Genomic DNA, 14,897 nt, shown 5'->3' with positions numbered 1-14,897 from the left:
CCCCTTTTTCTTTGCGCGTCAGTCCCCCGCAAGTGGGTCGTCGACGCGCATGGCCGATCCGGCCAGGCTTTCCGCTTCAAGCAACAATTCGTCATCGACCGTCCCTTGCGGCGTCGCCTCACGCCCGATCATCACCATGACCGGCACGGCGAGCGGACTCACGCGGTCGAGTTCGACGTGGACCAATTGCTCGGCCGAGCGATCGAGCAAATCGCCAAGCCGCCCGACATCGGTCATCCGCGTCCGCGCATCGGCCCAGGCGGCTTCGATCAGCACATGATCGGGTTCGTACTTGCGCAGCACGTCGTAGATGAGGTCGGTCGAGAAGGTCACCTGCTTGCCGGTCTTTCGCTTGCCCGTATGCTGGCGTTCGACCAGGCCCCCGATAACCGCAACCTCGCGAAACGCGCGGCGCAGGAGATGCGAATTCTGCACCCATTCGACGAATTCGTCCTGCAGTATGTCGGGTGACAGCAGCGGCCCCGGCTCACTGACCGGTTTGAGCCCCCATACAGCCAGCGAATAGTCGTTGGCGACGAAGCCGCCGGGCATTAGCCCGCGATCTTCCATTCGCCGCGTGATGAGCATCCCCAGGCTTTGGTTCGCGTTCCAGCCTTCGAAGGTATAGTAGACGCTGTAATGCCGCTTCGCATGCGGGAAGCTTTCGACCAGCAACTGCCCGGGACCAGGCATCTGCGAGCGCCAATCCTGCACCTCGAGCCATTCGCGTACATCATCAGGGAAGCGGGCCCACCCCGCCCGGTCGACCAGCATGGCGCGCACCCGGTCCGCGAGATGCGTCGTCAGCGGCAAGCGTGCGCCGCCGTAGCTGGGTATCATCGCACTGGCTTTCGCCGCCCGGACGAGCACCTCCATATCCTGCAGTTTGACCACCTCGAGGCTCATCCCCGCAAAGGCGAAGGTGTCCCCGGGACTGAGCGAGGCGGCAAACCGTTCCTCGACCTTGCCAAGGCTACGTCCCCCGCGCCCGCGACCCGAGCTGATGCGCACTTCGAGCATTTCGGAATCGATGATGATGCCCGCGTTCATGCGGTGTCGCTGTGCCTGCTGCGGATGGGCCAGCCGCCAGATGCCGTCCCCGTCGCGCTGGATCCGCTTGAACTTGTCATAGGCCTTGAGGGCATAGCCACCCGTTTCAACGAATGAGAGCACCCGCTGCCACACCGCTTCGTCGACCCAGGCATAGGACAGGCTGGCCCGGATTTCGGCCAGCAGGCCCGCTTCGTCGAACGGCGCGGCACAGGTGCAGGCCATTACGTGCTGGGCGAGCACATCGAGCCCGCCCGGACGGAAGGTTTCGCCGTCCCGCTTGCCTTCGTCGACCGCCTCCTTCGCAGCGGTGGCTTCGAGGAACTCGAACCGGTTGCCTGGTACCAGCAAGGCCCGGCTCGGTTGATCGAGACGGTGATTGGCACGCCCAATGCGCTGCAGCAGCCGCGAGGAGCCCTTGGGGGCCCCCATCTGGACCACTAGGTCGATATCCCCCCAGTCGACGCCCAGGTCGAGACTGGCGGTCGCCACCAACGCGCGTAACTCGCCCCTCGCCATCGCGCCTTCCACCTTGCGGCGCGCCTCCTTGCTCAGCGAGCCGTGATGAACGCCGATAGGCAGGTTGTCGTCGTTCACATCCCACAGGTTCTGAAAGATATATTCGGCGAGGAACCGCGTGTTGGTGAAGATCAACGTCGTGCGGTTGGCGCGGATCTGTTCGTAGAGCTGCGGCACTGCCCAGGTCGCCGCGTGTCCGCCCCACGGAACCCGTTCCTCATTGGGCAGGAGGATCTCGACTTCCGCGGGTGACCCCGTTTCGCCTGCTACCAATTCCACCGAATCGATATCACCCCACGGTGCCAGCCATTCGCGGAACCCTTCCGGGTTGGCGAGCGTCGCCGATAGCGCGACCCGTTGCAGGTCAGGTGCGAGCGCCTGCAGCCGCGTCAGCCCAAGCGCGAGGAGATCGCCTCGCTTGTCCGTGGCAAAGGCGTGCACTTCATCGATCACCACGCGCTTCAGCCCGCGAAACAGCTCGAAACTGTCAGGATAGGAGAGCAGCAGCGACAGGCTCTCCGGCGTGGTCAGGAGGACGTGCGGAGGGCGGCTGCGTTGCCGCTTCTTACGATCGGAAGGCGTGTCGCCGCTGCGCGTTTCGACCCTCAGCGGCAGGCCCATCTCTTCGATCGGAGCCAGGAGATTGCGCTGGACATCATGCGCAAGAGCCTTGAGCGGTGAGATATACAGGGTGTGCAGGCCCGGTGGAGGCTCCGACCCTTTGAGACGCGCCTGGGTAAAATCGGCCAGCGTTGGCAGGAAGCCTGCAAGGGTTTTGCCCGCACCGGTATCAGCCACCAGCAAGGCGTGCCGCCCCCGATCGCTGGCAACCAGCATATCGAGCTGGTGCCGCCGGATGCGCCAATCGCGCCCGGCAAACCAATCGGCGATCTCGGGCGGAACGTCGGGCTGCATCAGCCTAGAAGCGCCGGAGACACCATACTGGTTCCGGGTAACGACCTTGGGACGCTCCCCGGCCCCTGCGGCCTATTGCTCTGCCGTCTCATCCAGCGGCTTTGGCGGATTGACCAAGTCGCCTAGCTGGGCCGGGTCGACATCGAGCAGTTCCGCCATGCGCTGGCGCTGTGCCCGCGTCAGATCACCGTATCCGCGCTCGGCCGGGAGCGCTGCCATCGCCTCGCGCATCGCGCTTTCGATATCGCCGAAGCCGTTCATCATTGCGGGCAGCGCCTGCATGCTCGCCTGCATCACCTGCGGATCGGCGAACAGCGCCATGGATTCCCGCGCATATTCGCTCCCCGTCGGGGTGGCGAAGAAGGCCGCGATGTCGGCCAGTTGCCCCTCGTCGAAACGGACAGCATAGGCTTTCGACAGCCCTTCGCGCATCGGGGCCTCCATGGCCGAGAACATCCCGCCCATGCGTAAGGTGAGGACCTCGACCATCGCATCGCCGCGCGCCTCATAGGCAGGATCGAGCATTGCGGTCAGTTCCGCCCGTTCGTCTTCACCGAGCGCCTCGATGGCCTCGGCTTCGACAGCCAGACGCGCCCCAAGCACAAATTCGGGCTGCGAGAACATCGACAGCATCGGACGAAGCATCTTGTCCATCATGCCGCCCATCATTTCGCCATAGAAGCCATCGGGCATCATCTGGCCGACCACCGCTTGTGCAGCGGGCAACCGGGCGGTCTGCTCGTCGGTCAAGGGTTCGGTCTGGAACAGACCGGCCATCATTCCCGCAAACCCGTCGAGGGCCTCCGGCGACATCGCGCTTTCGTGGGTGGCCGTTTCCTGCTGCGCGACTACCGGCGCAGCGCAGACCAGCGCAGCCGCCGCGATGAATTTGCCTGCCATTCCCTTCATAACTTGCCCCCTGTTGGCCCGAACTCAGTGACCGGCTTGCGGACCGCGCTCGAGGCCCGATTCCGCCAGTTGTTCGTCGATCTGCGCAACGAGCCGGGCAAGCCCCTCCTCGCTCTCGCTCTCCGCTCGCGCAACGAGCACGTCCTGCGTATTCGAAGCGCGCAGCAGCCACCAGCCGTCATCGGTGGTAACCCGTACACCATCGGTCGTGTCGGCCAGTGCATCGCTGGCAGCAACGCGTCCGGCGATCTCTCCGATAGCAGCGAACTTGCGGCTTTCATCGACCTGGAAGCGCATTTCGGGCGTGTTGATCATCGGCGGCATGGCCGAGCGCAGTTCGGTCACCGATTTCCCCAACCGTGCAGCGGCAGCGATCAGCCGAACGCCGGCATAGAGCGCGTCGTCATAGCCGTAATATTCATCGGCGAAGAACACGTGGCCGCTCATTTCGCCGGCAAGCGGCGAGCCCGTCTCCTTCATTTTGGACTTGATCAGCGAATGCCCGGTCTTCCACATCAGGGGTTCGCCGCCATGCGCTGCGACATGGTCGAACAGCGCACGGCTGGCCTTCACATCGGCGATGATCGTGGCGCCCTTGCTCCGCGCGAGCAGGTCTTCGGCGAACACCATCAGCAACTGGTCGCCCCAGATGACCCGGCCTTCGCCGTCGATCGCACCGATACGGTCGCCGTCCCCGTCGAAAGCCACCCCGAAATCGAGCGACCTCTCGGCGACCAGATTGCGCAAATCCGCGAGGTTCTCCTCGACGGTGGGATCGGGGTGATGATTGGGGAATTCGCCATCGACATCGGTAAACAGCAGGTGATGTTCGCCCGGAAGACGCGCGGCGAGCTTTTCGAGCGCCGGACCGGCCGCGCCGTTCCCCGCGTCCCAACCGACCTTGAGGCTGGCAAGCGAGGCGGGATCGATCCCGTCAAGCGCTTCCAGCATCCGATCGATATAGGCATCGATGACATCGCGGTCCTCGACCGATCCCGAGCCGTCGACCCATTCGCCCGCACTGCTCCTGCGGCCCAGTTCCTGGATGTCCGCCCCGAAAAACGGCCGCCCCTGAAACACCATCTTGAAGCCGTTGTAATTGGCGGGGTTGTGGCTGCCGGTTATCTCGATGCCGCCATCCACGTCCTCGGCTGACGCTTCGGCATAATACAGCATCGGCGTAGGGCCCATGCCGATGCGGACGACATCCATCCCTGACGCGTTCAACCCTTCGACGAGGGCGTGTTCAAGCATGGGCGAACTGACCCGGCCATCGTAGCCCACCGCCACTTTCCTGCCGCCAGCCTCTGCCAACATCGAGCCGAAACTGCGTCCGATCGCGCGCGCGTCATCCGCGCCGAGCGTTTCGCCGATGATCCCGCGGATGTCGTATTCGCGCAAAACGGTAGGATGGAAACTGTGAGTCATTCTGAACGCTCCGTTCGCGTGTGTTCAAGCCGGGCGAGCAGCAGGTCGCGGGCTGCATTCACCTCTTGCAGCGCCGCGGCGCTACCGCCTTTGTCCGGGTGGATGATTGTAGCAATGCGCCGATGTGCCAAACGTATTTCTTCGGCCGAAGCGTTGCGCGGGACATCGAGCAGGCGGCGCGCATTGTCGAGCGCGCGCTCGCTCGAACTGCGGGTCGAGAGATACTCCCACGGCCATTTTCCAAGCAGCCAGCGGCATGCCACGCAAATTACCAGGGCCAGGGCAATATAGCGGATCATCGTGCGGCCGCTGCCTTCTCCCGGGCTTCTGACCCCGGCAGGCGCAACGTGGCGATAAGCCCGCGCAATTCCTGCCGCGCCACCAGGTGGCTGGTCCCCAGATCGCCCAGATGGCCCTTGTCGAGGAGCGTCAGGCCCGAGGGGAAGAGCTCGCGGTAGACCACGCGCTCGGACAGCCCCTTGGCGACGCGGAAGCCGACCCGCTTGGACATTTCGGTAAGCGCCTGTTCGATCCGCGCCATATTGCGCGCCTCGGTGTAACCGGTGCGGTTGCGTACAACCACCCAGTCCATCTGCGCGCGGTTCTGTTCGATCGACGTACGGCTGCGTTTGAGCCGGGCTTCCCAGATGAGTTCCGCATAGAACGAAAGCTTGCGCACCTTGAAATTCTCGCTTTCGACCTGTCCGATCAGATCGAAGTCGACGAAGCTGTCGTTCATCGGTGTGACCAGCGTGTCGGACATGGTCGCCGCATGCCGGGCCAGCGGATCATCACGGCCAGGCGTGTCGATGATCACGAAGTCGGCGCCGATGGACTCCGCCGCAATCAACGCTTCCATGCCTGCTTCGTCCAGGTCCTCGACCACATGGCACTGCGCGGTCGGCAGTTCGATCCCGCGGCGCTTCATCGTCTCCGCACGGTTCTCGAAATAACGGCACATGGTCCGCTGGCGGTGATCGAGATCGAACGCGGCCACCCGCGCACCGCCGAAAGCGAGCGCGACTGCGACATGCACCGCGGTGGTCGATTTCCCGGTGCCGCCCTTTTCATTCGCAAAAACGATACGGTGGGGACGGGCGGTCATCGAATAGGGGCCGGGAATTTCATACTGCGCCTGTCCCTATCCAACCCATCGCGCTGCGGCAATGTGGCGCCCGCCTGCCGTGTCCGATTCCCACAATGACGGATGCTTACTAGCGGTCATTGTCCGCTTTGCTAGAATCGCGGCCGCCTGGGTCGCAGTAGACCGGCGAGAACCGGCCAAAGCCGGCAGCCGCGAACGCTCATTCTAGAGGAACCCCAGGATATGAAAAAACTGATCTACACCGCACTCGCTCTCTTCTGCGTGACCGGCATGGCTGCCGAACCCGTAGTTGCGCAGGGGCGCTCCTCGGGCCGCAAGGCGCAGGAGCGGGCGAGCATGGAAATTCCGCGCTGCTCGCAAAACCTTGGGACGATTGCCGTGGTCGAACCCGACGACAAGTGGTGGCGCGAGCTCAATCTCGGCAGCCCCGAACAGATCATCCGGGTGTTTGTCCAACGCTCTGGCTGTTTTACCATGGTCAGCCGCGGCCGGGCAATGCGCAGCCGCGCCATGGAACGCGCGCTGGAGGAACAGGGCGAATTGCAGGACGGGCAGAATGTCGGCCTGGGCCAGGTCCGCACAGCCGATTACTTCCTCCAACCCGACATCGTCAGCGCGAACAGCAATTCGGGCGGCGGGGGCGGAGTGCTCGGTGGAGTGGTCGGCGGCCTGTTCGGCCGCACAGCCGGCGCACTGGTGGGCGGAATTCGCGTCAAGAAAGGGGAAGCCAATGTCGTCCTGTCGCTGGTGAATGCCCGAACCACGGTCGAGGAAGCGCTGGTCGAAGGCTATTTTCGCAAGAAGGACCTCGGCTGGGCTGCCGGGGGCGGCTTGTTCGGCGGCGGGGGCGGCGCTGCAGGGGGCTTCGGCGGGTATGAGAACACGGCGATCGGACAGATCATCGTGCTGGCCTACCTCAATGCCTATACCGATCTGGTGACCCAGTTGGGCGGCCTGCCGACCGATGCGGCTGCCGCGGCACCAATCGCACGCTGACATCGGCGATCTTGCCACGCGAGGGGCGGAACGGCACAGGTCGCTCCGCCCCTTTCGATTCCATTGCCTTTCTTTCGGGAGACGAATGCTGCTTACCGTCCACACGCTCGATGACCTGCGGGCTGCCACCGATAGACTGGGCGGTAGCGGCACGATTGCGCTGGTCCCCACCATGGGCGCGCTGCACGAGGGGCATCTGACCCTGGTCAGGGCCGCCCGGGCCAAGGCGGATCATGTGGCGGTCTCCATCTTCGTCAATCCGCGCCAGTTTGGCGCAAACGAAGATCTCGATGCATACCCGCGGCAGCTCGCACGGGACGCCGCATTGCTCGAAACGGAAGGCGTGGCGCTGCTATGGGCGCCTGCTCCCGACATCGTCTATCCTGCGGGCTATGCCACCAACATCTCGGTCGCGGGCGTCAGCGAGGGCCTGTGCGGCGGCGATCGCCCCGGGCATTTCGACGGCGTGGCCACGGTCGTCTGCAAACTGTTCAACCAGGTTCGCCCGGACATGGCATTCTTTGGCGAAAAGGACTGGCAGCAGTTGGCAGTAATTCGCAGGATGGCGCGCGACCTCGATCTTACGCGGCCGCATGTCGATGCGATTCACGGTGTTGCTATCGTCCGCGAGGCCGATGGTCTCGCTTTGTCGAGCCGCAATGCCTATCTCACGTCCGACCAGCGCTCTGCCGCTGCGGCACTGCCACGCAGCATGAAGCAGGCGATCGCCCGCCTTATACAGGGCGAACCGACCAACACCGTGCTCGATGACCTGCGGGGGGAACTGACCAGCGCGGGCTTTGGCAGTATCGACTATGCCGAACTACGCCGCGGCGACGATCTTGGCCCCGCCGATAGCGCTATGGCAGACAGCCGGCTGTTTGTGGCCGCACGGATCGGCGGGACCCGGCTGATCGACAATATGCGGCTGACGTGACCGCGCTCCCGGAAGCTGTCCCGGAGCAGTGGTAGAAGCGGAGGAAAGATGGAGCGGGTAAGGGGAATCGAACCCCTCTAGCCAGCTTGGAAGGCTGGAGCATTACCACTATGCTATACCCGCTCGGATGCGGCGCCAATGCCATCGAAGCGGCTTCGGCGTCAACACGCTATTGTGACGTATCGCTGCTTTCACCGCGTTCTTCTTCTGCGGAGGATGCCAGCGTTTCGGCCAGTGTCGGCTCATCCTCGATCGTCGGCGGTTCGCGCGTGAGGACCTCGATTTCGACGCGCCGGTTGGCCGCACGGCCGTCTTCGTCGGGCGTACCGTCCGGGCGGGCATTCGGGGCGATGGGGTTCTGCTCGCCGAAGGCGATTGTGCGGATCCGGTCTTCGGCGACGCCGTTTTCGACCAGCCAGTCGCGCACCGCCTCGGCCCGGGCGAGCGATGCCCGCATATTCGCCTCGTCGCTGCCACCGCTGTCGGTGTGGCCGCGCAGATAGATCAGCCCGCCTTCCTCGTTCTGCGGCGACGCAAGCACTGTGGCGAGCGCTGCGCGGCCTTCTTCGGTCAGCTCGGTGCCGTCGGGGAACTCCACAGTGGTTTCGAGCGACCCGCTGGGCTCGAAACTCTCGATTGGCTCGACCTGGAACTCGGGCCGGAAGATCGAGCGCTTTTCGGGCGGCGCGTCGGCATCGGAGGGCGGCTGCGGCTGATCATCCTTGCAGCCTGCAAGCATCGTAGCCGCCATGGCGGCCGCCAGTGTCAGAGTGGAACGGTGCTTCATCTCATGCCCCCTGTTCGGCGGTCTTGTTGCGTTTGCGATCGCGTTTGGCAGCCGCATCCTGAGCGCTGCGTTCCTGCGGAGGCGCGAAACTGACGATCACGTCGCCTGCCCGTGGCTCGGGCCGCGCGGCATGCGTGAAGAAGCGCAGCGTGCCGTTGTCGCGCACCAGCAGCAGCATGGCGGCGGCATCGGGCAAGCGATCCTGCGCCGCGGCAAAGGTGAATTCTTCCGAGAGCTTGGTCTTGCGGAACACCCAGCCCCGCGCGAGCCGTTCGTTTACGTCTTCGACGCCGAAGCCGCTTTCGAACAAGGCGCGGCCGCGGATGCCGCTCGGCAGCGCGTGGCGGTCCTCGTCGTCGATCGCATCACCGAGCTGGAAAACCGTATCGCGTCCGATCTCATAAGCGAATTCATTGCAGACGAGCGCGTTGTACGCCTCGTTTTCGGTTGCCGCCACCAGCACTGAATAGGGGGTCAGGTCGAGATTGTGCTCGGTCGCCTCATTAAGGATTTCCCCATGGTAGAAAGGCAGCCCCTTCTGGCGAGCGAGCGCGAGCCGCTGCCAGCTCGAGTCGACGACCATCACGGGCGCCTTGAGTTCCTGCATCATAAGCGCAAGCGAGATCGTCCACGGCGTGCTCCCTACGATGAGCACGCCCGGGCGGTTACTGCCCTTGAGATTGAGCAGGCGCGCGACGAGATCGATCGTGAAACCGTGCGCCACAATGGTGGCGACCACCACCGCGAAGCTGAGCCCGATCAGTGCCGTACCGTCATAGCCGATATCCTCGAGCCGGAGCGCGAACAGGCCGGAGATGGCCACCAGCACGATACCGCGCGGTGCGATCCAGGAAAGGAACAGCCGTTCGTTCCACGGGACCGAACTGCCGAGCAGGCTCAGCAGGATGGTTGCGGGTCGAACGAGGAACAACAGCGCGAGCAGGAACAGACCGAAGTTCCAGTTGAGATAAGCCAGTTCCTCGAATTCGAGGCTGGCCGAAAGCAGGACGAATATGCCGGCGATAAGGATTACCGCGATGTTCTGCTTGAACGGATGAATGCTGCGCAGGGACGAAACGTTCATGTTCGCCAGCGCGATGCCCATCACGGTCACCGCGACCAGCCCGGCTTCGTGCTCGATCTGGTTGGACAGCACAAACACCACGATGACCGAGGTAAGCAGCACGGGCACCTTGAGATATTCGGGAATGGCCCCGCGCGGAAATGCCCAGGCGATCGCCGCGGCCGCAACATAGCCGATCAGACCTGCGATGATGGCGGCGATGATCAGCGGCGGGACGACTTCGAACAGGCTGGCACCAGGCGATTCGGTAACCGCGCGAAAATATTCGTAGGACACCACTGCGAAGAGCGCGCCGATGGGGTCGTTGACGATGGCTTCCCACTTGAGGATCGCTGCGGGCCGTGCCTTGACCGACGATTGGCGCAGCAGCGGCATCACCACCGTCGGCCCGGTGACTACCAGGATGCCGGCGAACAGGATCGCCACCGGCCATTCGAGACCGCCGATCGAGTGCGCAGCGAATGCACCGAGCACCCATGCGATCGGCCCGCCCAGCAAGACCAGCCGCCAAACCCCTTCGCCTGCATGGCGCAGCTCACGAAAATCGAGGCTGAGCCCGCCTTCGAACAGGATGAGCGCGACCCCGATAGCGATCATCGGATCGAGCAGGTTGCCGAATGCATGTTCGGGATCGAACAGGCCGAGCACCGGACCCGCCAGGAAGCCCGCCGCAAGCATCAGGACGATGGCCGGCCAGCCCGTCCGCCAGGCCAGCCATTGGGCACCTATGCCCAGCATGCCGACCATCGCGATGACTAGTGATTGTTCCATGGGTCTCTCTGGCTGCGCGGCTGTCCGCCGACCGGTGCGCCGCAACGCGCGAGTACCCTTAATGCCCGATGGACAGAATATATCCAGTCCTGCGCGAAACGCTTAGTCGCCATCGAAGGCCATCAAGGCGCGGACATCGAGCGACTGGCTGGCCAAGCGCGCATTGCCGCCCAGATCGGGCAGGTCGATCACGAATGCAGCGCGATCGACACGCGCACCGGCCTTGCGGAGCAGTTCGGTAGCGGCGACCGCGGTGCCCCCGGTCGCGAGCAGGTCGTCGACGATCGCCACATGCTGGCCTGCGCCGACCGCGGCGGGATCCATTTCCAAGCGGTCGAGCCCGTATTCCAGTTCGTATTCGACGCCAATCACTTCGCAGGGCAATTTACCCGGCTTGCGGATCGGCAGGAAGGGCAACTCGAGCCGGGCAGCCACCGCTGCACCGAAGATAAAGCCGCGCGCTTCCATGCCTGCAATCGCTTCAGCGCCCGCAACCGCCTGCGTCAGCCACTCGACCGTTGCAGCAAAACCGCGGCCATGACCGAGAAGCGTGGTGATGTCGCGAAACTGGATACCCGTCTTGGGGAAGTCCGGAATCGTGCGGACAAGTGCTTTGATTTCGTCAGGCGTCATGGCCTACCTCCCCGGAATTGAAACGCCCCTCGCATCACCAGGATGCAAGGGGCGCGAAAATCGTCAGACCGAATGGGTTCAGTCTTTCTTGGGCTTTGCCGCTGCCCAGATCTGCTGTTTCGACAGATAGGCCAGAACCGTAGCGAAGAGCAGGAAAATCAACACCGGCCAGCCGGTCTGCTTGCGCTGGACCATGGTCGGTTCTGCGGTCCAGGCGAGGAAGGCCGCGACATCGGTCGACATTCTGTTCCACCGTCGCCTCGGTCCCGTCGTCATAGGTGACCTGGCCCGTGGTGGTCAGCGGCGGAGCCATCGCGAGGTTGAGGTTCGGGAAATAGGGGTTGTGATAGAGACCCGGTCCCGGAGCGGCTTCGGGATGCTCAGCGAGCAGTTCCGCCGTCGGCTCGGAATAGCCCGAAAGCAGCGAAGCCACGTAGTTCACGCCGTTGCCGCGCGCCTTGGTCATCAGCGACAGGTCGGGCGGGATGGCGTTGTTGTTCGCCGCCGCAGCCGCAACATTGTTGGGATAGGGATCGGGGAAGTAGTCGGTCGGAAGGCCGGGGCGCGTGGTCGCTTCCCCGGTGTTCGGATCGATACCCGGCACCTGCTTCGAAGCGGCGAACGCCTTTACCTGGCCCTCGTCATAGCCAAGCTGTTCGAGGTCGCGGAAGGCGACGAACTTGAGGCTGTGGCATGCCGCACAAACCTCGTCGTAAACCTTGAAGCCGCGCTGCAGCTGCTGGATGTCCCACTTGCCGAACGGCCCGTCGAACGAGAAGGCGATATCACGCGGTTCCTCGTAGGGAAGGTGCCCGGCAGGCTCTTCGGTCATCCAGGCATAGGCACCCAAGACGAAGGAATAGAGCGCAATCAGTGCGAAGCCGAGGCCGACGAGAATGGCGACGAGGCGGATGCTGAGAAGCTTGGTCATGTCTGGTCTCGTAACTCGCTTAGACGGCCGGCGTGGTGTTTTCGCCGAGCACCGCCTTCTTGTCCGAGCCGAGGACGGCTTCGGTGATCGAATAGGGCAGCGGTTCGGACTTCTCGATCTGGCCGACGATCGGCAGGATCACGAGGAAGTGCAGGAAGTAATACGCCGTCGCGATCTGGCTGAGCATCACATAGGGCTCTTCCGCCGGGGCACCGCCGCAGATGAACAGCACGACCATCGCGGGGATCAGGCCGAACCAGAAGAACTTGCGGAACAGCGGGCGGTAGTGGCCGCTGCGCACGGGCGACTTGTCGAGCCAGGGCAGGATGAACCACACGAGGATCGAGCCGAACATTGCAATCACGCCGAGCAGCTTCGCGGGGAAGAACAGGAAGTCGACGGTGAAGGCCCGCAGGATCGCGTAGAACGGCCAGAAGTACCATTCGGGCACGATGTGCGCCGGCGTCGAAAGCGGGTTGGCTTCGATGTAATTGTCCGGGTGGCCCAGCGCATTGGGCAGGAAGAACACCATGGTAAAGAACAGCAGCAGCGCGATGCCGAGGCCGAAGCCGTCCTTCGCGGTGTAGTACGGATGGAACGGGAGCGTATCGCTCTCGCTTTTCACTTCGACACCGGTCGGATTCGACGAACCGGGAATGTGCAGCGCCCAGATGTGCAGGATGACGACACCCGCAATCACGAAGGGCAGCAGGAAGTGGAGGCTGAAAAAGCGGTTGAGCGCGGCATTGTCGGGCGCGAAGCCGCCCAGCAGCCACACCTGGATCGGTTCGCCGACCACGGGAATGGCACCGAACAGGCCGGTGATCACCTTGGCACCCCAGAAGCTCATCTGGCCCCAGGGCAGGACGTAACCCATGAACGCGGTCGCCATCATGAGCAGGAAGATGACCACACCGAGCAGCCAGATCATTTCCCGCGGGGCCTTGTACGAGCTGTAGAACAGCCCGCGGAAGATGTGGAGGTAGATCACGATGAAGAAGAAGCTGGCGCCATTGGCGTGCGCATAGCGCATCATCCAGCCCCAGTTGACGTCACGCATGATATGCTCGGTCGTCGCGAAGGCGACCTGCGCATTGGCGGCATAATGCATCGCCAGAACCACACCAGTGACGATCTGCACCACCAGGAAGAAGCCGGCGAGGACGCCGAAATTCCAGAAATAGCTCAGGTTGCGCGGCACCGGATAACCTGCGCCGACAGCGTTATAAACGAGGCGCGGCAGCGGCAACTTCTCGTCGAGGAATTTGGTGACCCCATTGGTGGGGGCGTATTCCTTGGCCCAGGGAAAGCTCATCGTATCGTCTCTTCTCTCTAAGCTCAGCCGACCTGGATGACGGTGTCCGAGGTGAACTCGTACTCCGGCACTTCGAGGTTGGTCGGGGCCGGACCCTTACGGATACGGCCCGCGGTGTCGTAGTGCGAACCGTGGCAGGGGCAGAAATACCCGCCGAATTCGCCCTTCACTTCGCCTTCGGCCGCCCCGAGCGGGACGCAGCCGAGGTGGGTGCATACACCCATGGTGACGAGCATGTCCTCATGCCCTTCCTTCGTCCGATCGGCGAGCGATGCCGGATCGCGAAGCGAGCCTGCCGGCGTCGCATTGGCGGCGGCGACTTCGGCCGGGGTAAGCCGGCGGATGAACAGCGGCTGCTTGCGGAAGACGGCCTTGATCGCCTGCCCCGGCTCGATCGCCGAAACGTCAACCTCGGTCGAGCTGGCGGCGAGCACGTCCTTCGACGGCGCCATCTGAGTAACCAGCGGATAGACGACCGCTAGGCCGCCGATACCTGCCGCGCTTACCGCAGCGATGTCGAGGAAATCGCGGCGGCGAATGCCATCGGCGGTGTCGCCTGCCGTTTCGGGAGTTGCGGTTGCAGCCGTGTCTGCCATCAGCGCTTTGCCTTGCCTGCCTTGTACCTGCGCCCCAGGCCTGGACCCGGAGACGCGCTGTGCGAATTTATCGACCGGGTGAGGTGGTAAGCCGGCGCACACGACATAGATAACGCGTCCGCAAAAGCCCCATATGTGCCCGGTTTGGACGCGCCTCTAGCCGCTCTGCGGCGGGTTGCCAACCGCCATTTTGGCAAGCTTTATGCAGTCGCGTGCAACCGAGGCCCGTTCCGGCCCGGCACGGGCGATTGGCTCTATCGGCCAAGCGCGATGATGCTGAGCTGGCGGCCGGCCGTTTCCTCGCCCCGGTGCCCTGCGCGGCGATAGGAATGAAACCGCTCTGGCTGCGTGTAGGTATCCTGTCGCACGTCGGCGATCCGGGTGACGCCTGCCTCGCGCAAGCGCTGGGCCGCATAGGCCGGGAGATTGAACTGCCAATGTCCAGCGCGGCCGGGCGTGAAGAAGCGGGCATCGGCGGGCGTGAAATGGTCCCGAAACGCGGCGTCGACCTCGTAGCTGGCCTGGGCAATTGTCGGCCCGATGGCCGCCCGGATGGCCCCGCGGTTTGCGCCGAGGGTCTCCATCGCGGCTACCGTGTTGCCAAGCACGCCAGCCAACGCACCCCGCCACCCGGCATGCGCCGCGCCGATGACGCGCGCCTCCGGATCGGCGAGCAGCACCGGCGCGCAGTCCGCGGTAACGATACCCAGCGCAAGGGCAGGCCGGTTCGTGACGATTGCATCGGCTTCGGGAGGCTCTTCCCAGGCATCGCAAGCGGTCACGACCGTCGCGGAATGGACCTGCCTGACGCGGACAAGCGCGGCGCCGGGAAGAACCTGGTCCGCGCCAAGGCCCGCGGAGCTGGAGAACCCATGAGGGATATCGCCCAGCGAGGAAGCCGTAAGATAGTCGCGCATCGTA

Annotated in this window: 13 protein-coding genes, 1 tRNA gene and 1 pseudogene; 2 read left to right on the top strand and 13 right to left on the bottom strand. The window is 63.9% G+C overall.

Annotated elements, in window-relative coordinates:
• Positions 1-18 precede the first annotated feature (18 nt).
• The 5 genes from SJY12_RS10930 to SJY12_RS10910 all read right to left on the bottom strand — a co-directional run bounded on the left by SJY12_RS10930 (position 19) and on the right by SJY12_RS10910 (position 5,926).
• Complete coding sequence (locus tag SJY12_RS10930; RefSeq protein WP_397505357.1) at positions 19-2,484, bottom strand: ligase-associated DNA damage response DEXH box helicase; 2,466 nt, start codon at positions 2,482-2,484, stop codon at positions 19-21.
• 72 nt (positions 2,485-2,556) lie between these two features.
• Complete coding sequence (locus SJY12_RS10925; RefSeq protein WP_397505356.1) at positions 2,557-3,393, bottom strand: DUF2059 domain-containing protein; 837 nt, start codon at positions 3,391-3,393, stop codon at positions 2,557-2,559.
• A gap of 24 nt (positions 3,394-3,417) precedes the next feature.
• Positions 3,418-4,821 (bottom strand): phosphoglucomutase/phosphomannomutase PgmG, encoded by a 1,404-nt coding sequence (pgmG, locus tag SJY12_RS10920; RefSeq protein WP_397505355.1) that lies wholly within the window; start codon positions 4,819-4,821, stop codon positions 3,418-3,420.
• A complete protein-coding gene (locus tag SJY12_RS10915) occupies positions 4,818-5,120 on the bottom strand; it encodes a J domain-containing protein (protein ID WP_050601396.1) in 303 nt (100 codons plus the stop codon). The genes pgmG and SJY12_RS10915 overlap by 4 nt, the downstream gene beginning before the upstream one ends.
• Entirely contained in the window at positions 5,117-5,926 is an 810-nt protein-coding gene (locus SJY12_RS10910) for a division plane positioning ATPase MipZ (protein WP_063506802.1), read from the bottom strand. Before SJY12_RS10910 ends, SJY12_RS10915 begins: the two co-directional genes overlap by 4 nt.
• A 222-nt stretch (positions 5,927-6,148) precedes the next feature.
• Here SJY12_RS10910 and SJY12_RS10905 point away from each other — a divergent pair, with 222 nt between their 5' ends.
• Complete coding sequence (locus SJY12_RS10905; RefSeq protein WP_050601398.1) at positions 6,149-6,922, top strand: CsgG/HfaB family protein; 774 nt, start codon at positions 6,149-6,151, stop codon at positions 6,920-6,922.
• A gap of 88 nt (positions 6,923-7,010) precedes the next feature.
• Positions 7,011-7,859: a pantoate--beta-alanine ligase gene (gene panC, locus SJY12_RS10900; RefSeq protein ID WP_397506698.1), complete on the top strand. Its 849-nt coding sequence runs from the start codon at positions 7,011-7,013 to the stop codon at positions 7,857-7,859.
• A gap of 49 nt (positions 7,860-7,908) precedes the next feature.
• Here panC and SJY12_RS10895 read toward each other — a convergent pair.
• The 8 genes and pseudogenes from SJY12_RS10895 to pgeF form a co-directional block, all read right to left on the bottom strand.
• Positions 7,909-7,982, bottom strand: a tRNA-Gly gene (locus SJY12_RS10895).
• Positions 7,983-8,028: 46 nt separating this feature from the next.
• Complete coding sequence (locus tag SJY12_RS10890) at positions 8,029-8,646, bottom strand: OmpA family protein (protein WP_050601399.1); 618 nt, start codon at positions 8,644-8,646, stop codon at positions 8,029-8,031.
• A gap of 1 nt (position 8,647) precedes the next feature.
• Positions 8,648-10,501: a cation:proton antiporter gene (locus SJY12_RS10885; protein ID WP_397505354.1), complete on the bottom strand. Its 1,854-nt coding sequence runs from the start codon at positions 10,499-10,501 to the stop codon at positions 8,648-8,650.
• Positions 10,502-10,603: 102 nt separating this feature from the next.
• Positions 10,604-11,134, bottom strand: coding sequence for an adenine phosphoribosyltransferase (locus SJY12_RS10880; protein WP_063505356.1), 531 nt, complete (start codon positions 11,132-11,134; stop codon positions 10,604-10,606).
• Between the two features lie 78 nt (positions 11,135-11,212).
• A pseudogene (locus SJY12_RS10875) lies at positions 11,213-12,065 on the bottom strand (cytochrome c1).
• Positions 12,066-12,084: 19 nt separating this feature from the next.
• On the bottom strand, positions 12,085-13,380 hold the full coding sequence (locus SJY12_RS10870; RefSeq protein ID WP_063505355.1) for a cytochrome b/b6: 1,296 nt from the start codon (positions 13,378-13,380) through the stop codon (positions 12,085-12,087).
• A gap of 23 nt (positions 13,381-13,403) precedes the next feature.
• On the bottom strand, positions 13,404-13,976 hold the full coding sequence (gene petA, locus SJY12_RS10865) for a ubiquinol-cytochrome c reductase iron-sulfur subunit (RefSeq protein WP_050601404.1): 573 nt from the start codon (positions 13,974-13,976) through the stop codon (positions 13,404-13,406).
• Positions 13,977-14,230: 254 nt separating this feature from the next.
• Entirely contained in the window at positions 14,231-14,893 is a 663-nt protein-coding gene (gene pgeF, locus SJY12_RS10860; RefSeq protein ID WP_397505353.1) for a peptidoglycan editing factor PgeF, read from the bottom strand.
• Positions 14,894-14,897: the final 4 nt, after the last annotated feature.

Source organism: Qipengyuania sp. R86523 (genome assembly GCF_044596365.1).
Taxonomy (GTDB): domain Bacteria; phylum Pseudomonadota; class Alphaproteobacteria; order Sphingomonadales; family Sphingomonadaceae; genus Qipengyuania; species Qipengyuania citrea.
The sequence above is the reverse complement of the archived record's forward strand: the minus strand, read 5'-3'. Positions and strand labels throughout refer to the sequence as shown.

What these genes read in the sequence shown, in the direction of transcription:
- SJY12_RS10930 (WP_397505357.1), bottom strand. Translation starts at nt 2,484, where the DNA reads ATGCAGCCCGACGTTCCGCCCGAGATCGCCGATTGGTTTGCCGGGCGC.
- SJY12_RS10925 (WP_397505356.1), bottom strand. Translation starts at nt 3,393, where the DNA reads ATGAAGGGAATGGCAGGCAAATTCATCGCGGCGGCTGCGCTGGTCTGC.
- pgmG (WP_397505355.1), bottom strand. Translation starts at nt 4,821, where the DNA reads ATGACTCACAGTTTCCATCCTACCGTTTTGCGCGAATACGACATCCGC.
- SJY12_RS10880 (WP_063505356.1), bottom strand. Translation starts at nt 11,134, where the DNA reads ATGACGCCTGACGAAATCAAAGCACTTGTCCGCACGATTCCGGACTTC.
- SJY12_RS10870 (WP_063505355.1), bottom strand. Translation starts at nt 13,380, where the DNA reads ATGAGCTTTCCCTGGGCCAAGGAATACGCCCCCACCAATGGGGTCACC.
- petA (WP_050601404.1), bottom strand. Translation starts at nt 13,976, where the DNA reads ATGGCAGACACGGCTGCAACCGCAACTCCCGAAACGGCAGGCGACACC.
- pgeF (WP_397505353.1), bottom strand. Translation starts at nt 14,893, where the DNA reads ATGCGCGACTATCTTACGGCTTCCTCGCTGGGCGATATCCCTCATGGG.
- SJY12_RS10915 (WP_050601396.1), bottom strand. Translation starts at nt 5,120, where the DNA reads ATGATCCGCTATATTGCCCTGGCCCTGGTAATTTGCGTGGCATGCCGC.
- SJY12_RS10885 (WP_397505354.1), bottom strand. Translation starts at nt 10,501, where the DNA reads ATGGAACAATCACTAGTCATCGCGATGGTCGGCATGCTGGGCATAGGT.
- SJY12_RS10905 (WP_050601398.1), top strand. Translation starts at nt 6,149, where the DNA reads ATGAAAAAACTGATCTACACCGCACTCGCTCTCTTCTGCGTGACCGGC.
- SJY12_RS10890 (WP_050601399.1), bottom strand. Translation starts at nt 8,646, where the DNA reads ATGAAGCACCGTTCCACTCTGACACTGGCGGCCGCCATGGCGGCTACG.
- SJY12_RS10910 (WP_063506802.1), bottom strand. Translation starts at nt 5,926, where the DNA reads ATGACCGCCCGTCCCCACCGTATCGTTTTTGCGAATGAAAAGGGCGGC.